Source organism: Williamsia muralis (assembly GCF_051487485.1).
Taxonomy (GTDB): domain Bacteria; phylum Actinomycetota; class Actinomycetes; order Mycobacteriales; family Mycobacteriaceae; genus Williamsia; species Williamsia muralis_B.
The window spans coordinates 154916-176883 of record NZ_JAHVCV010000008.1 but is presented as its reverse complement, the minus strand read 5'-3'; the positions used below and the strand labels follow the sequence as shown (position 1 = coordinate 176883).

Genomic DNA, 21968 nt, shown 5'->3' with positions numbered 1-21968 from the left:
CATCTCTATGTGGAGCCGGACTCCGCCTGGACGCCGGCCTTCTCATCATCTGTTGCCATCATCAGTTCGGCACCGCGATCGAGCGCCTTGGAGATCTCGGTGTCCATCGCCTTGCTGAACGCGACCTCGACGATCTCGTGCGCCATGGGCCGCACGGTGTGCACGAGCTCGGCCAGCCGGATCACTTCGCTCTCCTCGAGTTCCAACGGCGATCCGTCTTCGAAGTACTTGTCGGTGACGATCGAGACGAAGCTTGCCGCGATGTCCTGCAGATCCTGCTGGACCCGCTCCCATCGTGTGAGCAGAACGTCCAGATCAATACCCGCCTTCACCAGCACCTCGGCTCCGGCCAGCACCTCGGGGTTGGTCACGGCGTAACCCGCACCCTCTTTGACCAGCAGGCCGAGACGCTGGCCGAGCGCGATGTTGCTGTCGGTGGCCCCGAGCCCTTTGCGGAGTTCGGTGATCGTGATGGTGGCCATCCGCCGGAAATTCTTCCATCGGCTGCCGCGTTTGGGCTCCCCCTCGAGGACGTGTTCCACCTTCAGTCCATAGCGGGCGGCCATCAACAATTCGCTGATCGTGGCGAAGGTGTACCCGCGCTCGAGCATCTGCGAGATCACCTTGAGCCGGCTCAGATGTTCGGCCGAGTACCAGCCCGTGCGCCCCTTGATCTTTGGCGGCGGCAACAAACCACGGTCCTGATAGACCCTGATGTTGCGAACGCTGACGCCGGAGACATCCGCGAGTTCGTTGATCCGGTATTCAGCCATCCGCTCATTCTAGGTCGGGTCGTGATGCTTGACGGCGGAGGCGGGCCGGTATCGCCAGTCGTCGTCAGATGATTGCGGCCCGCTTGAGCAGCAGTTTGCCGGGGCCACCGACCAGACCGCACTCGTCGAGGAAGCGAATGGTCTTGGCAAAACCGTCCCTGGTGCGGTCGCGGTAGTGCACATTGTTCCGCGCAGCCCGCTTGGCCTCGCGCTTGTCGAGGCCCGCGGCCTCGTACACCTTCGGGTTCACCAGGCTGTACATCACCAGGTACACGGTGACGGCCAGCGAAAGCTGGGTCATGCGACGACGCATGGGGCTCATCTCGGCCGCGATGCGCACCGTTTCTTCGCGGGCGAAGCGTATGTGACGGGCTTCCTCGAGCACGTGGATCTTGCTCACCGTGCGTGTGACCGGTTGTACGCGATCATCTTTCATGAAATCGCGTTGCATCATGTCGAGGATCTCCTCGGCGGCAAGGGTGCCACCGAAGGCCAGAGAACCCGACGCCAGCGCCTTGAAGGGCCGCGAGAGGAAGTTGACCCACCGGGGCCGCTGGTAGTTGGGGATCCCGAAGACTTCTGCCGCCTTGGCGAACATGGTCGAGTGGCGGCACTCATCGGCGATCTCGGTGAGCGCGAACTGGAAGTGCGGGCTCGCCGGGTCTTGCCGGTAGGCGTCACGGATGAGCATCTGCATGAGGATCAGTTCGAACCAGATGCCCGTGGCGCTGATGCTGGCGGCCTCGTGGTTGGTGAGGGTGATGCGCTGCTCTTCGGTCATCCGGTCCCACAGGTCCGTGCCGTAGAGGCTGCACCACTCCGGGGTCATGCCGTAGAGACCGGGGACCACCTCGGCATCCCAATCGACCTCGATGAGCGGGTCGTAGGACTTGCGAGCGGCCGACTTCAGCAGCCTCTTGGCGATGTCCTGCCGGTCGTGCACGCGGTCGAGTCTGGACGCGGGTTCGACAGTCATTGTCATCGCGGACTCCCTTCCCAAGGACGATGTGTGCTCAGGACCACAGTCCTATACGACACCGCCCATTGTCAAGGTTATTCGTCAATCAATGTTGTCATCGTTTGCGAAACCAGGATTGGTTCTGAATGGAGTCGACCCGGGGCCGCACGTCGACGATGTACACGATGGCAGCGACCACGGCGATGATCCCGAGGAGGCTGACGGCGCCGAACAGCCAGATGATCAATGTGGCGGCCGCGAGGATGCTCACCCAGATCACCTTGGTCTGGCGGTCGACCGCCGGAAAGGCATCCGGCCGCTGAAGTGCGGCATGCACCAACGACACCGCCGCCGCGACTCCGGCTGCGACCGTCAATAGCAACAGGACAATGCTCTGCGCGTAACCCATGAAAGAGATGACATCCACGGTGGCAGCCTACTGTCCGGTTTGCAGAAGTTGGCGGTCGCGGCCGAAGAAACACGGCGGCGGTGAGCCTGACGGCTCGTCAGTCGGTGACTATCCGGTGGTCTTCTTGGCCGGAGCCTTCTTGGCCGGAGCAGCCTTCTTGGCAGGGGCCTTCGCTGCGGTGGCAGGCGTGGCGGCCTTCGCCGGAGCCTTTTTGGCGGGGGCCTTGGCCTCGGCCAGCTTCTTGGCCGGCGAGTTCTTCGAGGCGCGAGCCTTGATCTCAACCTTGCCTGCGGTGCCGTTGATCTTGTCGGTGGCCTCGTCGGTGGCGTCCTCGATGGCCTCTTCGATGTTGGCCGAGGCGCGACCCGCGAGCTTGGCGGCGCGCTGGCCGACGGCCCGAGTCTGCGAGGAGATGGTGCCGAGGGTGTCCTCGGTCAGGTCGACCGCGTCGTTGTAGACCTTCTCGGCGCGCGAGATCTGTTCTCCCACAGCAGGAGTGGTGCGCAGGCGCTCGACGGTCTCTTCGCCGCGCTCGGCGAGCGAGTTGTAGATGCCGGTCGCGACCTCGATGTAGGCCTCGGCGACCTTGCGCAGCTCTTCAGGGGTGAACTTGGTGCGCAGCTCTTCCACGGTCGAGGGAACCTCTTCCGGCAGCGCCGTGATGCGCTCGCGGGTTTCATCGATGCGGCTCTGCGCGGTGGTGCGGGTCTCTTCGAAACGCGCCTGTGCCTGTTCGGTGGCGGTCTCGGTGCGCTCGCGCAGCTGGGCGATCACTTCGTTGACCTGCTTGAGGGCGAGGTCTCCGGCGCCGACAGCGGCGTAGATCGGGTTGGCGAGGTTACGGTCTGACTTGGTCATGTGTTGTCTCCGGTATCTGAGGTTGGTGCTGATTGTGTTGCGTCCGTGTCACTTTCGCTCGCAGCCCGGTTCTCTTTACAGAAGGACTCGTAGATCTCGAGCAACACTTGTTTCTGGCGTTCACTGATGGCGGTGTCGGCCATCAGCGCGTCGCGCAACGGACTCGCGGGCCGCTCTTCCAAGATCCCGGCCCGCACGTACAGCACTTCGGCAGACACACGCAGCCCCTTTGCGATCTGGGCCAGTACGTCTGCAGAAGGTTTGCGCAACCCTCGTTCGATTTGACTGAGGTACGGATTGCTCACCCCCGCGCGCTCGGCGAGCTGACGCAATGACACCTCGGCGGCGATCCGTTGAGACCTGATGAAACTGCCTATGTCCTGAGCAGCGGTGGCAACGTTGGCACCGATGTCCTGGGCAATGTCCTGTGCCGCGTTCGCGACAACCGCCGTCACCGGTTCGTCCTCGGATTCAGCTGGTGTGGGAACCATTCGGCTACTCCTTCAGGCTTCGGTTCCCCATACTGCCACGTCTGCTAGCAATTGCAAGCAATCTGCTAATTCGTGATGAAAGCCACAGCAGTTGGCTGGTCAGAGGCGCGACGGCCTGCCGTCTCGTGTCGCCCGCTCTAGTGGAAGAGCAGCACGGACACGGTGTAGATGGTGAGGCCGGCCAGCGATCCCACCACGGTGCCGTTGATCCTGATGAATTGCAGATCGCGACCGACCTGCAACTCGATCTTCTTGCTCGTGTCGTCGGCGTCCCAACCACTGACCGTCTCGGTGATCACCGAGATGATCTCCTGCGAGTAGTTCTGCGAGATGTGCCGGGCCACGCGCACCATCCACTGGTTCATCTTGTTCTGCAGCACCTCGTCGTCCCGGATGCGGACGGCCACCTGGATGATCGAATCGGTCAGTGTGGCGCGCAACGTCCCGTTGGGGTCGGCCAGCAACTGCTCGATGAGTGCCTTGCCCGCATTCCAGGCGGTCGAGGCCGCGCCGGTGACCTCGTCCCGTTCGAGCATCTCGGTCTTGATCGCCTCGAGCCTCGCGATGGTCGCCGGGTCGTTCTGCAGGTCGGTCGCGAGTTGGACGAGCATGGCGGTCATCGCTTGCCGCACCTGATGATCCGGATCCGACCTCACCTTGAAGGTGAACTCGACCAGCTCACGGTAGAGACGGTCGCCCACCAGGGAGTTCACGAACTTCGGGGCCCACGCGGGCCCGTCCTTGTCGATCACCCGGTCGATCAGATCCTGGCTGCCCAGAGCGAAGTCGTGGGCCCGGTCGCAGACCATCTGGATCACCGGCTCCAGCCGGTTCTCCGCGATCAACTGTTCCAGCACGCGCCCGGCCGGCGGTCCCCATTCAGGTTCGGCGGCCCAGCGCATGCCCGCCATGATGAGCTGCTCGATGTCCTCGTCGTCGAGCATCTCGGCAGCGAAAGCGATACCCCGCGCCGCTTCGGCCCCCACCCGAGGTGCGTTCTTCGGATCGGCGAGCCACGACGAAACCCGGGTGGGCAAAGCCAGTTGCGACACCTTGTCTTCGATGACCTCAGGGGTCATGAAGTTGTCCTCGATGAAGTCGCCGAGCTGTTCGCCGATCTGGTCCTTCTTCTTCCGGATCAACGCGGTGTGCGGAATCGGGATCCCCAGTGGGTGTTTGAACAGCGCGGTCACCGCGAACCAGTCGGCGAGCGCACCCACCATCCCGGCCTCCGACGCCGCGCGTACGTAGCCCACCCAGGCAGCGACGTTGTCGCCGTCCCGATCCTCGATCCAGCGACAGAAGAAGTAGACGGCAGCGGCGAACAGAAGGAACCCGGTGGCCACCATCTTCATCCGGCGAAGCGCGGCCTTGCGTTCGGCGTCGGCTCCGCTGAGCCCGGCGATGGTCCGTTTCGGGGCCTCACCGGACGGCAAGGACGAAGGCCGGCCGGACGGCAGCTCACCGGGCAGCCGGTGGCGTCCACCCGAGTCGATGGCCGGCGGCGTCGCTTGAGTCGGATTCATTCATCCAGTCTTACCCAAAGTCGGGGTACAGAATCGCGCCGGCGAAGGTGACTCGGCTCTCTTTGGGTGTTGCGCAGTGCCAGGGAACATAAGCTGGACGCGACCACCCACGACCAGAAACGACTCTGCACCGATGTCACCACGTCCCAACCCGGCCGCCGCCGCCCGCGCGGCCGTTGCTGCCGCCGCCGTCGCGGCCAGCAAAGGTGTTGCGTTGCCTCAGGCGATCCGCCACCAGGTGGGCGCCGACGACGTCAAACCCGACGGCCGCAAACGCCGATGGGAAAGTCACAAGGAAGCCCGGCGCAGCGAACTGGTCGACGGCACCCTCGCTGCGGTACGCACTCTCGGCGCCGATGCCGGGATGGACGAGATCGCCCAGGAGATAGGCGTTTCCAAAACCGTCCTCTATCGGTACTTCACTGACAAGAGTGACCTCACCACTGCCGCGATGATGCGATTCATCGAGACCGTCCTGGTGCCACGCCTCGGCAGTGCGATCAACGAGGATGTCGGCGAGTTCGAACTGACGCGGATGGTCATCTCGGTCTACGTGCAGACCGTCGCCGACGAACCGCAGATCTATTCGTTTGTGATGTCGGGCGGATCGGGCTCGGAGGTGGTGGCGGACTCCCAGAAGCTGATCGCCCAGATGCTCACGTTTGTCATGATCAACCGGCTCGTGGAGCAGGGCTCGCAAACCGGTGGTGTCGAGACCTGGGCCTACAGCCTCGTCGGGGCCATCCAGCTCGCAGTGCACTGGTGGATGGTCGAGCACCGGCTGGGCAAAGAACAGCTGATCGATTACCTCACGATGATGGTGTGGTCCTCGATCGCCGGCATCACCGCAGCCGGGGGCTCGGCCGAGTACTTCAACTCCCTGGACCATCCCCTTCCGAAGGCGCCGGGCGCTTCGGAGTGACCGCTGTCGGCGATCGTTGTCGGGCGCCGGTGGCCGCGGGATAGGTTTGTCCGCATGGCTGAGCACGAGGACAACGGGGCGCACGAGGACGACGGGGCCGGGTCCTACTCGGGTCCGGCGACGGTGACGATCGACGGGAACGAGCCCGTGCAGGTTCAGGTGGCTTTGTCGGGGCATTTCGATCCGCTGGCAGGTCGTTACGTCTGGGCCGGACGCATCCGCGGGCTCGCGCAGGCACTGCCCGCCGACGTGGTGATAGCCGCCGGAACCCGGGCCATCGTCGAGACTCCGGAAGGGGCGGGCGAGGGTGAGCTGTCCGCGGTGGACCTGTTCGGCGGTTTCACCATCGCGGGCGTCACCGCTCCCCCGTTTGCCCAGCTACCCGACGACGTCGATCGCGACGACATCCACGTCCCGGGGACGTCGACCGGAGAGGACATCCGGTGACCGAACGCGTGGCGCTGGTGACCGGCGCGAGCCGTGGCGTCGGCAAGGGTGTGGCGACGGCATTGGGTGCCTCCGGCTGGACCGTCTACGTGACCGCACGCGGTGGTGTAACGCCGGATGAGCCACTGGGACAGACGGTGTCGGAGATCAACGCGTCCGGCGGCGCCGCGGTCGGCGTGAGCTGCGACCACTCCGACGACGCCTCGGTGTCCGCCTTGTTCGACCAGATCTCGGCCGACCATGGTCGACTCGACCTGCTGGTCAACAATGTCTGGGCGGCCCCGAAAGGGTTCGGCGGATTCAGCGACAAGTTCTGGGAGCGGCCGGTCGGTGATTGGGACACCCTGATCACGGTTGGTTTGCGGGCACACTACGTCGCCTGCGTCGAGGCCGCGAAGATCATGGTTCCGCAGGGCAGCGGGCTGATGGTCAACATCTCGTCGTTCGGGACCCGCGGACACCTGCATTCGGTGCTGTACGGCATGAGCAAAGCCGCCCTCGACAAGATGGCCTTCGACATGGGCCACGAACTCTCCGGCACCGGAGTGTCCGCGATCTCGTTGTGGCTGGGCCTGATTCAGACCGAGCTGCTGATGTCGCTGGGCATCGAAGAGTTCGCCGGTTTTCGTCTCGACGAGGCAGAACATCCGCAGTTCGTCGGCCGCGTCATCGACCGTCTGTGGCAGGACCCCTCGTTGCCCGAGCGCAATGGCCACACCCTGGTGACCGCGGAACTCGGCGCGCAGTACGGGTTGGTGAACAACGACGGGACGCCACCGAAATCCCACCGCGAACCGTTCGGTGGCGGACCACTGTTCCCACCCGCCTGAGCCGCGCACCGAGGACTCACACAGGCCGTCAGACGGCCCGCGTGCTCTGGACAGAGGAGCGAGGGAGCGCTGCGACCGAGTCGACGAAGGAAGTGCACGCGACACAGGCCGTCAGCCCGCGAGCGAAGCGAGCCAACAAGCACAGCCGGCTTGACAGGCCGAGCATCCCCGCAAACCCACCACAAACGTCCCCCTCAACGTGCATGGACGGGAATGCGCCCTCGATGCAAGGTCTTGGGGACGATGTTGGTGGAGAACCCCAACCGCGTCCCGACTGTCGCTTCCCGCATCTACTCCCGCACCTGTCTGTGCCTCACGCCCATGTTTGGACACGGGCGCGAGGCACAAACGCGTGCGTCGGCAAGCACTGCTGTCACCGATGGCTCACACCGCCCGGCAGACGGCCCGCGTGCTCTGGACAGAGGAGCGAGGGAGCGCAGCGACCGAGTCGACGAAGGAAGAGCACGCGACACAGGCCGTCAGCCCGCGAGCGAAGCGAGCCAATTACACAGCAGCCGCCGCCTTCACCGCGTGACTGACCTCCGACCGCAATGCGTTGTACTCGGGCGTCCAGCCTGTCAGTTCTTGACGCCGGTCTTCGTGGACTCGTACTTGTAGAACCCGTGGCCGGACTTCTTGCCGAGCCGGCCCGCCTCCACCATGCGCAGCAACACCGGGGGTGGGGCGTACAGCGGTTCCTTGAACTCTTCGTACATCTTGTCGGCGATCGCCTTGACCGTGTCGAGACCGACGAGGTCACTCAGTTTGAGCGGTCCCATCGGGTGGGCACAGCCGAGCACCATGGCCTTGTCGATGTCTTCCACCGTGGCAAATCCGCTCTCCACCATGCGAATTGCGGAGAGTAGGTAGGGAACCAGGAGTGCGTTCACAACAAATCCGGAGCGATCTGCCGATCGGACCACTTCTTTGCCCAGGATGTCGCGTGCGAATTGTTCTGCGCGCGTGGTCACCTCGGGCGAGGTCATCAACGTGGTCACCAGTTCCACGAGTGGGAGTACCGGAACCGGGTTGAAGAAGTGCATGCCGATCACGCGGTCGGCATTGGCTGTGGCCATGCCGAGCTTCATGATCGGGATCGAGGAGGTGTTGGAAGCGAGCACGGCATTCGGGTCGGTGACCACTTTGTCGAGTTGCTTGAAGATCTCGGTCTTGATCGATTCGTCTTCGATCACTGCCTCACACACCATCTGCCGGTCAGCGAAGTCGCCCAGATCGGTGGTGAACCGCAGCCGCGCGGAGGCCTGCTCCCGTTCGCGTTCGGTGAGCTTTCCGCTGCTCACACCGCGATCAAGGGATCGCAGGATGCGGGATCTTCCGGCGGCTGCGAGCTCGCGGGTCGTCTCGTACACCAACACGTCGGCGTGCGCCCGGGCACAGACCTCGGCAATGCCTGCGCCCATCTGACCGGCACCGATCACGCCGACCCGCGAAATCTTCTCGCTCACAACAAGCTCCTCAAACTACTTGCAAAACAACATCTTTGACTGCGCAGTGGATCTCTGCACATTCAGAATCAACACCAAAGGCGAGAGGAGGGTAACCCTTGTGGGGCATGCCCAGAACTCACCCGAAAACCAGCAGGCGGCCCGCAACGGTAGTCGCGAGCCGCCTGACTAGTTCGCCAAAGTCCCAGAGAGGTGGTCCAGCTCTAGTGGAATTGGCCTTCTTCGGTGCTTCCTGCCAGCGCGGTGGTGCTGCTGGTGGGATCGACGGTGGTGGCGATGTTGTCGAAGTAGCCGGCGCCGACCTCACGCTGGTGCTTGACGGCGGTGAAGCCACGCTCGTCGGCGGCCTTGAACTCGCGGTTCTGCAGGTCGACGAACGCCGTCATCTGCTCGCGGGCGTAACCGTAGGCGAGATCGAACATGCCGTAGTTGAGCGAGTGGAAGCCGGCCAGGGTGATGAACTGGAACGTGAATCCCATGGCGCCGAGCTCGTTCTGGAACTTCGCGATCGTGGAATCGTCGAGGTGCTTGCTCCAGTTGAACGACGGGCTGCAGTTGTAGGACAGCAGCTGGTCCGGGAACTCGCTCTTGACGGCCTCGGCGAACTTGCGAGCCAGTTCGAGGTCGGGGGTACCGGTCTCCATCCAGATCATGTCGGCGTACGGCGCGTACGACTTGGCGCGCTCGATGCACGGCTCGATGCCGTTCTTGACGTGGTAGTAGCCCTCGGCGGTGCGCTCGCCGGTGACGAACTTCTTGTCCCGATCGTCGACGTCGGAGGTGATCAGTGTTGCGGCCTCGGCGTCGGTGCGGGCGATGACCACGGTCGGGACGTTGGCGACGTCTGCAGCCAGGCGCGCGGCGCTCAGGGTGCGGATGTGCTGCTGGGTCGGGATGAGCACCTTGCCACCGAGGTGGCCGCACTTCTTCTCCGAAGCCAGCTGGTCTTCCCAGTGGGTGCCGGCGGCACCAGCGGCGATCATGGCCTTCTGCAGCTCGTAGACGTTCAGCGCGCCACCGAAGCCGGCTTCACCGTCGGCGACGATGGGGACAACCCAGTTGTCGACGGTGTTGTCACCCTCGACGCGGGCGATCTCGTCGGCGCGCAGCAGAGCGTTGTTGATGCGACGGACGACCGAGGGAACCGAGTTCGCGGGGTACAGCGACTGGTCCGGGTAGGTGTGGCCCGAGAGGTTGGCGTCGCCGGCGACCTGCCAGCCGGAGAGGTACACGGCCTTGAGGCCGGCGCGAACCTGCTGCACAGCCTGGTTACCGGTCAGGGCACCGAGTGCGTTGATGTAGCTGCCGTCACCCTGGGTGACACCCTCCCAGAGGATCTCGGCGCCACGGCGCGCGAGGGTCTGCTCTTCGACCACAGAACCCTGGAGGTTCGCGACCGACTCCGCGGTGTAGTCGCGGGTGATGCCCTTCCAACGAGGATTGGTGTCCCAGTCCTGCTGGATCTCTTCGGCAGTCCTTGGTTTTCCGACGGTGCTCATATCTCGCACTCCATTTTCGTTAGCTTGCTGGTGTAGTGGCCCGCTCCGGTGGGTCCGGAGCCCAGCCGAACCTGATCGGGGCAAATTAACAACTTCTTCACCCTGGCGAGGCGGTGCCTTAACCGAGAGTGCCACACACAAATCCGCAGGTCCACAGGTTGTCTCGTGTGAATTCGGGCCAGCTTTTCCCACTGTTTTGCAAACTTTGCGAAGATCCGGCTGTGAACCGGCCGCAATTAACTACTCTCCAGTACACAAAAAGTACGCGCGTACTGGGATTTTGCAGCAGGGCCTCCCACTCGATTCCTGTGACCGTGAGCAACACTCAACCGGCGCCGACGACCGGCCGCAGAGCAACTGGGGTGACCATAATCACACACAGAATCAGACACCAGCAGTGCCCGGCCGATGCCAGAGAGTCAGGCCGCAGCGCGGAGGACCGCGCGCTTGAACAAGTCCGAGAAGCCGAGGTCGCTCATCCCACCTTCGGACGAGATGGCCACCACTTGCACCGTGGTCCCGTCGACGACCGCGTAGCCGGCCAAGGTCTGCTGGACGTCGGTACGGCCACCGGGATACGTCGTCGTCGCGGTCGACTTCACCAACAACGACACTGACGTCGGCAACGGCGGCGGGCTCAGCCGCTGATTGTCGGTCACCACCGTGGTGCCCGCAGTGCTCCCCTGCGTGATCGTGACGGTGACCCTGGCGCACGCGCCGGTACTCGTCCGGACATCCGCGTCGATGTCCCTGACCGCAGTGGTCACGAGCTCGGTAATCGTGTTCCCGACCGGGGATTGGCGTGCCGACACGGCCGCGTTGGACCCATCGAGTTGTTCGTTGAGATCGGCGTCGGCGGTGGGCCGGCACTGCGCCAGTTCGAACACGGCGGTCTGCGCCGCGGCCAGGGCGGCCGCGTTCTGATCGCGGAGATCGATGATTCCCAACTCCGTCGGCTGATATCCGTCCGGGAACTCACGGGCCGGCAGCAACTTGTCCGCAAGACTTGTCGGTTCCTCCGACGAGGACGATGCGGGATCGTCATCTGTGGAATCGTCGCCGCATGCGGCACTGATCAGGGCCAGCACCGTCAGGACGATGACGCCTGCACCTGCTCGTCTGCGCAACACCCCCACAGGTTAGACAGTCCCGCCGGCGACCACGTCAGCACAGCCACCGCAGCGCATCCGTTCGGGCAACTCGCTGGTCGACCTCGTTGCGGCACACCTGGCGTCGATCGCGAGCCGCCTACGCTAGAAGGATGCCCAAGACCTACGTCGGCGCCCGACTGCGACAGCTGCGCTCCGAGCGCGGCATCTCCCAGGTTGCCCTGGCGCAGTCACTGGACATCTCCCCGTCGTATCTCAACCAGATCGAGCACGACGCACGACCTCTGACGTCTCCCGTGCTTCTCAAGATCAGCGAGGTGTTCGGCGTCGACACCTCATTCTTCGATTCTCAGGACAATGCGCGACTGATCGCCGAGGTGCGTGAGGTGGTGATGGACGAGGACGTGGGCGCCAACGCCGACGCTCAAGAGATCACGGATCTGGTCGCCAGCCATCCCGAGCTCGCCAAGGCCATGGTGAACCTGCACCGCAGGTATCGGAACGCCACCGATCAGCTCGCAGCCGCAACCGACGACCGGGGCGACGGCAGCATGCGCGGTTCGATCAGCGCACCGCACGAAGAGGTGCGCGACTACTTCTATCAGCGCCACAACTACCTCCATGAGCTCGACACCGCTGCCGAGGAGCTCACCACCCGCATGCGGATGCACTCCGGCGACGTCCGGCACGAGATCACCGACCGACTGCAGACGGTGCACGGGGTACAGATCGTGCGACGCGTCGACCTGGGTGACACCGTGCTGCACCGATTCGACCCGGACACACGACGTCTGGAGATCTCGGGGCACCTCTCCCAGGGACAGCGGGTGTTCAAGCTGGCGGCCGAACTCGGGCACCTCGAGTGCGGCGACCTCATGCGTCAGATGGTCGACGAGGGCAACTTCACCTCCGACGAGGCCCGGCGGCTGGCCCTGCTCGGGATGGCCAACTACTACGCTGCCGCCGCGGTGCTGCCCTATTCTCAGTTCCACGGTGCCGCAGAGGATTATCGCTACGACATCGAGCGACTCTCGGCGTTCTTCTCGGTGTCGTACGAGACGATCTGCCATCGGCTGTCCACCCTGCAACGTCCCAACCTGCGCGGTGTGCCGTTCACGTTTGTGCGCGTCGACCGCGCCGGCAACATGTCGAAACGGCAGTCCGCCACCGGTTTCCACTTCTCGAATAGCGGCGGGACGTGCCCGCTGTGGAACGTGTACGAGACGTTCGGCTCACCAGGCAAGATTCAGATCCAGATCGCCCAGATGCCCGACGGTCGCAACTACCTCTGGGTGGCGCGCACCGTCGAGCGGCGGGCGGCCCGGTTCGGCCAGCCCGGCAAGACTTTTGCTATCGGGCTGGGTTGCGAGCAACGTCATGCGGCGCGGCTCGTGTACTCCGACGGTCTCGAGATCGGTCCGCAGGCCAACGTGACCCCGATCGGTGCCGGGTGCCGGGTCTGTGAACGGGTCAATTGCCCGCAGCGAGCCTTTCCTGCGCTCGGCGTCAAGCTGGACATCGACGAGCACCGCAGCACCGTCTCGCCGTACCTGGTGCGCTGAACCCGAGCCGTCAGGACCTAGACCGGATCGAGGATCCGCCGCAGGAACTGCTTGGTCCGTTGGTGTTTGGGTGCGCCGATGACCTCAGCAGGTGGTCCCTTCTCCAACACCACCCCGCCGTCGGCGAACAGCACCTGGTCGGCGACCTTCTGCGCGAAGTGGATTTCGTGGGTCACCACGATCATCGTCCAACCCTGTGCGGCAAGGTCTTTCATCACCCCGAGCACCTCCCCCACCAGCTCGGGGTCCAGGGATGACGTGGGCTCGTCGAACAGCATCAGTTTGGGCTTGAGTGCGAGCGCCCGGGCGATTCCCACGCGCTGCTGCTGGCCACCGGACAGTTGGTGCGGGTACTGGTCCCGCTTGTCGGTGAGGCCGACTTGCTCCAGCAATGCCTTGGCCTCGGTGATGACCTCGTCGCGCGGGCGCTTCTGCACGATCGTCGGGCCCTCGATGATGTTCTCCAGCACCGTCTTGTGCGGAAACAGATTGTGTCCCTGGAACACCATGCCCGACTGCGCGCGGTAACGAACCAGCAGAGGCTTGGCGACCGGTGCGTCGAAGTCGACCGCGACGTCGGCGATGGAGACCTGGCCGCCGTCGGGGATGTCGAGTGCGTTGAGCGAGCGCAGGATGGTCGTCTTGCCTGATCCGGAAGGGCCGATCAGCGTGGTGACCGATCCGGTCGCAACGGTGAAGTCGATGCCCCGGAGTACGTGGTTGTCGCCGAATGATTTGGAGAGACCGGTGACGGTGACCAGGTCGCCGGTGGGCTGGGATTTACGGAGATCGGTCATTTGGCCACAAACCTGTCCAGTCGGAACTCGAGGCGTCCCTGCACAAAGGACAGTGCAAGGCACACAATCCAGTAATACAGGGCGGCGGTGCCGTAGAGGGCGAAGTACTCGAAGGCGGGGGCTGCCGCGATCTGTGCGGTCCGTAGAAGCTCGGTCACCAGGATCGTCGAGGCCAGCGAAGTGTCTTTCACCAACGAGATCAGAGTGTTGGAGAGGGGCGGAACAGCCGTGCGCAGAGCCTGAGGCAAGATGATGCGCCGGAGGGCGGTGGTGTAGCCCATCCCGATCGTCTCCGCGGCCTCCCACTGGCCCTTGGGAATGCTGCCGATGGCCGCCCTGATGATCTCAGCCGCGTAGCCACCGACGTTGAGGCTGAACGCGATTGCCGCGGCCGGGAACGGATTGATGAGGATGTTCAGTTCGGGCAGTGCGTAGAAGATGATGAATAGCTGCACCAGCAACGGGGTGCCTCGGATCAGGGATATGTAGATCCGGGCCACCGAGGAGATGGCACGGTTCCTCGACATCCTGGCCAGGGCGACACCGAGCGCGATGACCAATCCGAAGAAGAAGCTGATCGCCGTCAGCGGGATGGTGACGGTGATGGTGGCCTTGGCCATCGGCCAGAGGTTGTCGGCGATGAGTTCCCACGTGCTCGGTGCCGTCTTCTCCTCGGACGTGCCGGCTGCGTTGGCGTCGAGATAGGTCTGCGAGATCTCCTCGAGGGTTCCGTCCGCCCGGAGCTCGTCCAGCGCGCCGTTGATGTTGTCGAGCAGTCCGCTGTCCTTGCGGGCGGCAAACGCCTGTTCAGAGCGCTCCCCGATGTTCGCGGCGATCTTGATGCTGGTGTCGCCGGTGGTGGCCTGGTAGGCGAGCACCGAGAGACTGTCGTTGACCGTGGCCTGCACCCGGCCCTGGTTGAGCAGTTTGATCGCGGGAGTGAAACCGTCCACCGACTCGACGGTCGCCCCGGCGTCTCGCGCCACCCCGGCCCAGTTGCTGGTCTCCGTCTGCGCGGTGGTCTTGCCTCGGAGGTCGGCCAGCGACGTGATGGACGTGTCGTCGGCCTTGGTGACGATCACGCCCTCTCCGATCGCGTAGGGCTCCGACAGGTCGTATTTCGCCTTGCGCTCATCGGTGATGGTGACCTGATTGGCCACCACATCGAAGCGGTCGGCCTCGAGAGCGGCGAAGATCGAGTCGAAGGGCACCTCGACGAACTCCACCCGCAGACCGAGCTTGTCGCCCACAGCCTTTGCGACGTCGACGTCGTAGCCGACCAGTTCGCCGGTCTGGGAGTCGTGGTAGCTGAAGGGCGCATACGTGCCCTCGGTCCCCACCCGCAGCACACCTGATTTCTCGAGTTCGGCAAAACCACCGACATCGCCGCCGCCGCACCCGGCAAGAACGGCCATGGCCGCCAACGCGGCCCCGACCACGATCAGTATCCGACGCACGAGTTGCTCCACTCCTCGATCATCAAGCCGCCCCGATCAACTCTGCCCGAATCCCCCGCTCGGCGACATTCAGGTACACCGAATGCCGGCGACGCTGTTCAGGATCTCAAATGATTGTGTGCGACTCCGGGTCGGCGGCACTCCGATAGGTTGGCCTGGTGAGTTCACAACGGATCGACCCCGGAAACCTTCGTCAGCTCGGACCGGTCAACTGGGTGATCAGCAAGGGTGCCGCGCGCACCCTCGGCCTGTCCGACATGCACCTGTTCTCCACGCTGGGCCGCGGCAAGGGCCTCTTTCGTGGATGGCTGCACTATTCGTCGAAGATGATGCCTTTCGGCTCAATGGCTCGGCACGACACCGAAATGGTGATCATCAGAACCGCTCATCTGCGCACCTGCGAGTACGAACTCGACCACCACAAGCGTCTCGGTAAGCGAGCAGGCATCGACGAGGCGGAATTCTCGCGGATCCTCCAGGGGCCCGAGGCGGGATGGTCAGGCAAAGAATTGGCGTTGCTGCGCGCGGTCGACGAGCTGGTGGGTACCAAGGATCTGAGCGACGTGACGTGGAAAGAGCTGTCGGCGCATCTCGACGACCGCCGGCTCATCGAGTTCGTCCTGCTCGTCGGTCAATACGATTCGCTGGCCACCACGATCGGAACGTTGCGCATCGAGCGTGACCATTGAGCGCCGCCACCGACAAGATTCGCGACATGCTCGACCCGGCGCGGGTGCCCGGGCCCATCGACGACAGCCGGGGTTACCTCGACCTGCTGGGACCACCCGAGCCCGCTGCGAGCACCAGCTTGTCGATCATGCAGAACCCGGTGTTCGCCACCATCTATGAGCGGGCATGGCGGCCGGTGTTCACCCGACTGTTCAGCCTCGGCGGCACATCCACAAAAGAGTTCGACCGGCAACTGGTCGCGCGTCTGGGCCGCGCCGGCGACCGCACCATCCTCGACGTGGCATGCGGCCCCGGCAATTACACCCGCACACTGTCCGATCAGCTGACCGGGGAGGGAGTGTGCGTGGGTCTGGACTTCTCGGTTCCGATGATCGAACGGGCGGTGCGCACCAACAGCGGTCCACGAGTGGCATACATCCGCGCCGACGCACACGAAATACCGTTTCCCGACGGCACATTCGACACCGTCTGCTGCCTCGCCGCCCTCTACCTCGTTCCCGACCCCGGTGTGGTGCTCGATGAGCTCGCCCGGGTGACGGCGCCGCAGGGCGAGGTTGCGGTCTTCACCTCACTGCGCACCCCACTCACATCGCTTCCGGGCGTGTCGTTTGTCGCCGGCCGGAGCGGCTACCACCTCTTCGAACAGAACGAGGTGACCGACCGACTGCGGGCAGCCGGTCTTGTCGACATCGAACAGACCGTCACGGGCCAGGCCCAGTACGTCACTGCGCGCAAACCCGGCTGAACACCTCGAGCGCCGGAGCAACGGGGTCAACTCAGGGCGTGAAGGTTTTTCGCCGTCGGTGATTTCTCGACCGATTCGGGATCAGGGTCCGTTCCCAATAGCCGGTCGGCGGTACCGGAGGTGGTCACGGTGAACCAGTAGTGCTCGTTCTTGTAGTGATGAAACCGGTGATTGCGCCACGTCGCCTTGTACAGACGGCTTTTCGGCTTGTAGTCGGTATGGATCAGATAGTGCGTCCACTCGTAGACGAGCCCCAGCGCACCCAGCGTGGTCAGGAATGTCAGTCCCAGCCCGAGCGGTCCGAACGCGAAGACGCCGATCAGGACTGCGACCGGGATCACGACGCAGAGCACCTGCCACGGGATGAAGATCAGCGGTATGTTCCGCGGATCTCGGTGGTGTTCGCGGTGTTTGCGCGAGAGCAGTGAATCGACCTTCAGCGAACCGACCGATCTTGGGCGCCAGTGGAGAACACCGATGTGAATGATCCACTCCGCCAACGGGAATGACGCGACCATCACCGCCGGTATCACTGCATCGGTCCACTGCCAATCGGCCACCAGCACGCGGGCTGTACCGGAACCGGCGAACAGCACCGCGATCATCCACGGGGTGGGATGTCGCACGAACTCGCCGAACGCGGCCCCGAGGGTCAGTCCACGGCGAGTGCTCGATCGCCCCTGCTCGTCTTTACGAACCCGATCATGGGCTCGACGGTCAGATGTCATCGGTGTCCTCCGTATCGACTGTCCCCTCGCGCAGCAAGGTCTCCATGTCTCCGAACGCCGACATCAAGATCGATGTGGCGGGTTCGAGCAGAGTGGCGGCCGCCTTGGTGGCCGCCGCAGGATCGCGATCCGCGATCGCCTCGACGATCGCGCGGTAACCGTCGGCGTTGCCGACTTCGTCAGCCAGCGCCACCGCGAACGCTGACAACGCCGGCTCGTAAGCGGCCCGCATGGTGTTGTACAAGAGCCGGAAGGTGATCGAGTCGGCACCGTCGACCACCGCGTCCCAGAAGTCAAGCGCGGCAACCTGTTGCGCTACGGGCTCTGCAGTGTCGGCGAGCTTCTGCGCCGCCGACCGCGCGGCGCCTATCTGGGTGTCGTTCGCACGCTGTGCAGCCAGTTCGGCCACTTTGGGTCCGATGTGCGCCCTGGCCTCCACCACCGAGCGGGCCACGGACACATCGAGTTCGCCTCCTCGAAAGAGCAGTCGCGGAAGCAGGTCGAGCCCGCCGAACCTTCTGACGTCCTGGACTGTGGTGCCCCCACCCTGCTTGATGCTGACCAGGCCTGCCGCGGCCACACGCTTCATGGCCTCACGAATGGCCGGTCTCGACACACCCAGCACTCGGGCCAACTCCCGCTCGCTGGGCAGGTTCTGGCCTGCGGGCAGATCCCCGCTGAGCACTCCGTCGACGATCTGCTCGAACACGTCTTCGGGCACGCTGCGATGTTTGATCGGTTCGAACGGCATGGGTCCGACGATAGAAGCGACCCGGCTATAGGTCAAGTGGTCTTACCAATATGGGTGAGCTAGCGTGAGTCCATGACCGACCGAACCCACGTCCACGCGTTCACCGACGACGCGCTCGGCGAACACGACGCCACGTCACTGGCCGCAGCGATCGCCGCAGGTGAGATCAGCGCGCGCGAGGCAACCGAGGCCGCCATCGCCCGCGCGGAAAAGGTGAATCCCGAACTCAACGCAATCGTGGTGACGGACTACGACCGCGCCCGCACTGCCTCCGAGCGGCCGGCCGACGGGGTGTTCGCTGGAGTTTTCGCTGGGGTCCCGACCTTCATCAAGGACAACACCGATATCGCCGGCCTGCCCACGGGCCACGGCTCCGAAGCCGTTCGCCCGAAGGTCAAGGCCACCACGGAGCCGTACGCCGAGCAGTACCTCGCCTCAGGCATGACGATGCTGGGCAAGACCACCCTGCCCGAGTTCGGCTTCAACGCGACCACCGAGTTCCAGCACCTGCCGCCCACCCGCAATCCGTGGAACACCGCCTATTCCGCCGGTGCCTCATCCGGCGGGTCGGCCGCCCTGGTCGCTGCAGGCGTGGTGCCGATCGCTCACGCCAACGACGGCGGCGGGTCGATCCGTATCCCGGCTGCTGCATGCGGATTGGTCGGCCTCAAGTTGACGCGCGGCCGCGAGGTGCAGTCGTTGCAGGGCAAGCAGATGCCGGTCGACATCGTGTCGAACAACGCGGTGACCCGTACCGTGCGCGACACCGCCGCCTTCGTCGCAGCAATCGAACAGTTCCGGCCCGCCGCGAAGTTGCCCCGCGTGGGCAAGGTCGAAGGTCCATCCGAGCGACGTCTGCGGATCGGATTGATCACCGATTCCATCGCAGGCGAACCCACCGACGCAGAAACCAAATCGGCCGTCGACGACACGGCAGCGCTGCTGGCATCGCTGGGTCACGACATCCGCGACATCACGATTCCCACCGATCAGACCTTTGTTCGCGACTTCATCCACTACTGGGCCCTGATGGCGTTCTCCACCCAGCATTTCGGCGGTCGGGTGACGGGGTCCCCGTTCGACAAGTCGAAGACGGACTCGCTGACCAAAGGCCTTGCGCGGCAGTTCGTCCGCCGGCCTTGGCTGACGCCGTTGTCGATCCGTGGCCTCAAGAGAAGCGAACGCCAGTACCGCGAGGCATTCACCGACCTCGATATCGTGTTGTCGCCGGTTCTCGGACACACCACCCCGGAGCTCGGATACCTCTCCCCCGCAGCAGGATTCGACGTGATGTTCCCTCGCTTGGTCAACTACGTGAGCTTCACCCCGTTGAACAACGCTGCCGGTGGTCCGGCCATGTCGCTACCGATGGGTCGCACCACCGGCGGCCTGCCCATCGGAGTACATTTCTCGGCGGCACATGGTGACGAACGAACCCTTCTGGAGTTGGCGTTCGAGCTCGAGGCAGCGCGTCCCTTCGCCCGTATCCAGGACCAGGTGCAGGCAACCGGCTGAGCCACCCCCGCACTTCGGCGGCGCCTAGCTCACGCTTGCCAGCGCGAACGGCAACACCTCGATCGCACCGGCCCGGCGCACCTGGCGTGCGGCCATCGTCAAGGTCCATCCGGTGTCGGCGATGTCGTCGACCAACAGCACTGGCCCCGCCACTTCGGAGAGCACCGCCGGGTCCGGATCGACCCACGAGTCAGCAAGTGCGGCAACACGATATGCGGAGTTGGCGGCAGTCACCGGCCGCCGGTCCGGCGCATACCGCAGCGTGCCGAGGTTGGTCAGTCGGCCCAGTTCCGACAAGCGGTCGGTGACCGAACCGATCAGGATCGGGTGGGTGTCAGAGTCGAGCCCCATGATGGCTGTGGGCCGGTTCTGCCACGGCCAGGCCGCCAGAACCGCGACAGCTGCCTTGATCACCTCGTCCGGGGCCGGGGCGTCCGGCTCGTCGAGCAGCCGGCGCAGGCGCGTACCCCAGCCCAGGTCGGTGAGACGGCCGATGACGCGGCCCATCTCGGGACCGTCTTTGATCTTGCCGGACAGCTCCACACCGAGCTTCTTCATTCCCGATGGCCATTGCTTGCGTGGGGCCAGCTCGACGCCCGGCCGTTGCAACTGTTCGCGGGCCGCATCCAGTGCCGCCCGGTCGACGTCAGCCGAATAGCGTTGTCCTGCACAGTTGTCGCACCGTCCGCACTTGCTGCCAGACTCCAGTTCGGGGTCGTCCAATTGTTCCCGCAGGAACGCCATCCGGCACCCGTCGGTGTCCTGGTAGTCGAGCATCGCCTGCTGTTCGCGGCGGCGTGCCTGCTCGAGCTTCTCGTACCGCGCCTCGTCGTACGTCCAGGGCTGGCCGGTACCCAGCCAGCCGCCCTTGACCCGTCGAACCGCCCCGTCGACGTCGAGTACCTTGAGCACCATCTCCAGCCGCGACCGCCCGAGGTCGACCAGCGGCTCCAACGCCGGCGTCGATTGTGGTCGCTCGGTGTCGAGCGCCTCGATCACCCTGCGCACCAACGCTTCCGGAGGGAAGGCCACCGATGCGAAGTAGCGCCAGATCTCCTGATCTTCGCTGCCCGGCAGCAGGATCACCTCGGCGCTCGCCGTGGAGCGGCCCGCGCGGCCGACCTGCTGGTAATAGGCGATCGGCGACGACGGCGCGCCGAGGTGAACGACAAAGCCGAGGTCCGGCTTGTCGAAACCCATGCCGAGGGCCGAGGTGGCCACCAAGGCCTTCACCCGGTTGGCGAGGAGGTCGGCCTCGAGCTGTTCGCGCTCGGCCGCGTCGGTGGATCCCGTGTAGGCCGCGACCTGGTGGCCCATGTCGGTGAGCAGCGTCGCCACGTCGCGGGCCGCCGCGACGGTGAGCGTGTAGATGATGCCTGATCCTTCGATCGAACCGATGTGTGCGGCAAGCCAAGCCACCCGCTCGGCCGAGGTCGCGACCTTCACCACCGACAGGTGCAGCGACTCGCGGTCGAGGCCACCACACAGCACCAGCGTGTCTCCGCCACCCACCCCGAGCTGGGCGGCCACATCGTCGACCACCCGGTCGTTGGCGGTCGCGGTGGTGGCGAGCACCGGCACGTCCGTACCCAGTTCGGCAACCAGCGTGCGGATGCGCCGGTAATCAGGCCGGAAGTCGTGGCCCCAGTCCGACACACAATGCGCCTCGTCCACCACCACGAGCCCGGCGTCGGCGGCGAGGGACGGCAGCACGTTGTCGCGGAAGTCCGGGTTGTTCAAGCGCTCCGGACTCACGAGCAGGACGTCGAGGTCACCCTCGGCCACCCGCTGGTGGATGTCGTCCCACTCGGTGACATTGCCCGAATTGATGGTCGCGGCCTTGACGCCGGCCCGCTCTGCCGACGCAACCTGGTTGCGCATCAGGGCCAGCAGCGGCGAGACGATGACCGTGGCGCCGCGGCCCTCGGCACGCAGGAGTTTGGCCGCGATGAAGTAGACGGCGGATTTTCCCCAGCCCGTGCGCTGCACCACCAGTGCGCGGCGCCGCTGCACGACCAGCGCCTCGATCGCCGTCCACTGGTCGTCGCGCAACGTCGCGGCCGGGCCTGCCAGTTGCTCGAGGATCTCCTGGGCCTGCGCACGTGTGGCTGTGGTTCCGGTTCCCGTGGTCATTGCCCCATCGTGCCCTGCTTCTACGACAACGTCTCTATCGGCGGAAGGCCCCGCGCAAATCCGCGGTGCCATGCCGCACCAGAGGTCCGCGGCCGCTCACCCAATTCGTCGAAGCTCGCCCCGCAGACCGAGCAAACCCCAGAACCCCGCACAGCCCACCCGCCCCGCTCACGACCCTCGCCAAAGCTCACGCCGCCGACCGAGCAACCACCAGAACCCCGCACACCCCACCCGCGCAACTCACGAACCTCGCCAAAGCTCGCCCCGCAGACCGAGCAAACAGGAGCACCCCGCACAGCCCA

At 64.7% G+C, this 21968-nt stretch carries 21 protein-coding genes; 7 read left to right on the top strand and 14 right to left on the bottom strand.

Annotated elements, in window-relative coordinates; genetic code table 11:
• Window positions 1–5: 5 nt before the first annotated feature.
• The 6 genes from KXR83_RS21245 to KXR83_RS21220 form a co-directional block, all read right to left on the bottom strand.
• Window positions 6–773, bottom strand: a complete 768-nt coding sequence (locus tag KXR83_RS21245) for a MerR family transcriptional regulator (RefSeq protein WP_247207427.1) — start codon at window positions 771–773, stop codon at window positions 6–8.
• 64 nt (window positions 774–837) lie between these two features.
• On the bottom strand, window positions 838–1755 hold the full coding sequence (locus KXR83_RS21240) for an AurF N-oxygenase family protein (protein WP_437426529.1): 918 nt from the start codon (window positions 1753–1755) through the stop codon (window positions 838–840).
• Window positions 1756–1846: 91 nt separating this feature from the next.
• Complete coding sequence (locus KXR83_RS21235; protein ID WP_437426611.1) at window positions 1847–2140, bottom strand: DUF2516 family protein; 294 nt, start codon at window positions 2138–2140, stop codon at window positions 1847–1849.
• A gap of 108 nt (window positions 2141–2248) precedes the next feature.
• Window positions 2249–2998: a heparin-binding hemagglutinin gene (locus KXR83_RS21230; protein ID WP_437426528.1), complete on the bottom strand. Its 750-nt coding sequence runs from the start codon at window positions 2996–2998 to the stop codon at window positions 2249–2251.
• The gene (locus KXR83_RS21225) at window positions 2995–3489 is read right to left on the bottom strand and encodes a helix-turn-helix domain-containing protein (protein ID WP_437426527.1); all 495 of its coding nucleotides are present in this window, start codon (window positions 3487–3489) and stop codon (window positions 2995–2997) included. The genes KXR83_RS21230 and KXR83_RS21225 overlap by 4 nt, the downstream gene beginning before the upstream one ends.
• A 137-nt stretch (window positions 3490–3626) precedes the next feature.
• The gene (locus KXR83_RS21220) at window positions 3627–4844 is read right to left on the bottom strand and encodes a DUF445 domain-containing protein (protein WP_437426610.1); all 1218 of its coding nucleotides are present in this window, start codon (window positions 4842–4844) and stop codon (window positions 3627–3629) included.
• A 304-nt stretch (window positions 4845–5148) separates the two neighbouring features.
• On the opposite strand from KXR83_RS21220, the gene KXR83_RS21215 reads away from it, so the two are divergent.
• The 3 genes from KXR83_RS21215 to KXR83_RS21205 are packed head-to-tail and all read left to right on the top strand — an operon-like array spanning window position 5149 to window position 7214.
• Window positions 5149–5937: a TetR/AcrR family transcriptional regulator gene (locus tag KXR83_RS21215; protein WP_437426526.1), complete on the top strand. Its 789-nt coding sequence runs from the start codon at window positions 5149–5151 to the stop codon at window positions 5935–5937.
• Between the two features lie 54 nt (window positions 5938–5991).
• Window positions 5992–6384, top strand: coding sequence for a DUF4873 domain-containing protein (locus tag KXR83_RS21210; protein ID WP_437426525.1), 393 nt, complete (start codon window positions 5992–5994; stop codon window positions 6382–6384).
• Window positions 6381–7214 (top strand): SDR family NAD(P)-dependent oxidoreductase, encoded by an 834-nt coding sequence (locus KXR83_RS21205; protein WP_437426524.1) that lies wholly within the window; start codon window positions 6381–6383, stop codon window positions 7212–7214. The genes KXR83_RS21210 and KXR83_RS21205 overlap by 4 nt, the downstream gene beginning before the upstream one ends.
• Window positions 7215–7792: 578 nt before the next feature.
• Here KXR83_RS21205 and KXR83_RS21200 read toward each other — a convergent pair.
• The 3 genes from KXR83_RS21200 to KXR83_RS21190 form a co-directional block, all read right to left on the bottom strand.
• Window positions 7793–8680 carry a 3-hydroxybutyryl-CoA dehydrogenase gene (locus KXR83_RS21200; protein ID WP_437426523.1) on the bottom strand — a complete coding sequence of 296 codons (888 nt, stop codon included), beginning with the start codon at window positions 8678–8680 and terminating at the stop codon, window positions 7793–7795.
• 203 nt (window positions 8681–8883) lie between these two features.
• Complete coding sequence (aceA, locus tag KXR83_RS21195) at window positions 8884–10179, bottom strand: isocitrate lyase (protein WP_437426522.1); 1296 nt, start codon at window positions 10177–10179, stop codon at window positions 8884–8886.
• Between the two features lie 419 nt (window positions 10180–10598).
• A complete protein-coding gene (locus KXR83_RS21190) occupies window positions 10599–11309 on the bottom strand; it encodes a hypothetical protein (RefSeq protein ID WP_437426521.1) in 711 nt (236 codons plus the stop codon).
• A 131-nt stretch (window positions 11310–11440) separates the two neighbouring features.
• Here KXR83_RS21190 and ramB point away from each other — a divergent pair, with 131 nt between their 5' ends.
• Complete coding sequence (gene ramB / locus KXR83_RS21185) at window positions 11441–12850, top strand: acetate metabolism transcriptional regulator RamB (protein WP_437426520.1); 1410 nt, start codon at window positions 11441–11443, stop codon at window positions 12848–12850.
• 17 nt (window positions 12851–12867) lie between these two features.
• On the opposite strand, the gene KXR83_RS21180 is transcribed toward ramB, so the two are convergent.
• Together KXR83_RS21180 and KXR83_RS21175 are read right to left on the bottom strand one after the other, a co-directional pair.
• Window positions 12868–13647: an amino acid ABC transporter ATP-binding protein gene (locus KXR83_RS21180; RefSeq protein WP_437426519.1), complete on the bottom strand. Its 780-nt coding sequence runs from the start codon at window positions 13645–13647 to the stop codon at window positions 12868–12870.
• The gene (locus KXR83_RS21175) at window positions 13644–15062 is read right to left on the bottom strand and encodes an ABC transporter permease subunit (RefSeq protein ID WP_437426609.1); all 1419 of its coding nucleotides are present in this window, start codon (window positions 15060–15062) and stop codon (window positions 13644–13646) included. The genes KXR83_RS21180 and KXR83_RS21175 overlap by 4 nt, the downstream gene beginning before the upstream one ends.
• Before the next feature lie 200 nt (window positions 15063–15262).
• Here KXR83_RS21175 and KXR83_RS21170 point away from each other — a divergent pair, with 200 nt between their 5' ends.
• Together KXR83_RS21170 and KXR83_RS21165 are read left to right on the top strand one after the other, a co-directional pair.
• On the top strand, window positions 15263–15793 hold the full coding sequence (locus tag KXR83_RS21170; RefSeq protein WP_437426518.1) for a carboxymuconolactone decarboxylase family protein: 531 nt from the start codon (window positions 15263–15265) through the stop codon (window positions 15791–15793).
• Window positions 15794–15819: 26 nt separating this feature from the next.
• Entirely contained in the window at window positions 15820–16539 is a 720-nt protein-coding gene (locus KXR83_RS21165; protein ID WP_437426608.1) for a class I SAM-dependent methyltransferase, read from the top strand.
• Window positions 16540–16565: 26 nt separating this feature from the next.
• Here the strand turns inward: KXR83_RS21165 and KXR83_RS21160 are convergent, their stop codons facing one another.
• Window positions 16566–17144 carry a sterol desaturase family protein gene (locus KXR83_RS21160; RefSeq protein WP_437426607.1) on the bottom strand — a complete coding sequence of 193 codons (579 nt, stop codon included), beginning with the start codon at window positions 17142–17144 and terminating at the stop codon, window positions 16566–16568.
• Between the two features lie 112 nt (window positions 17145–17256).
• Window positions 17257–18018, bottom strand: coding sequence for a FadR/GntR family transcriptional regulator (locus tag KXR83_RS21155; RefSeq protein WP_437426517.1), 762 nt, complete (start codon window positions 18016–18018; stop codon window positions 17257–17259).
• Window positions 18019–18090: 72 nt separating this feature from the next.
• On the opposite strand from KXR83_RS21155, the gene KXR83_RS21150 reads away from it, so the two are divergent.
• Window positions 18091–19533, top strand: coding sequence for an amidase (locus tag KXR83_RS21150; protein ID WP_437426516.1), 1443 nt, complete (start codon window positions 18091–18093; stop codon window positions 19531–19533).
• Between the two features lie 24 nt (window positions 19534–19557).
• Here the strand turns inward: KXR83_RS21150 and KXR83_RS21145 are convergent, their stop codons facing one another.
• Window positions 19558–21666 carry a RecQ family ATP-dependent DNA helicase gene (locus tag KXR83_RS21145; RefSeq protein ID WP_437426515.1) on the bottom strand — a complete coding sequence of 703 codons (2109 nt, stop codon included), beginning with the start codon at window positions 21664–21666 and terminating at the stop codon, window positions 19558–19560.
• Window positions 21667–21968 lie beyond the last annotated feature (302 nt).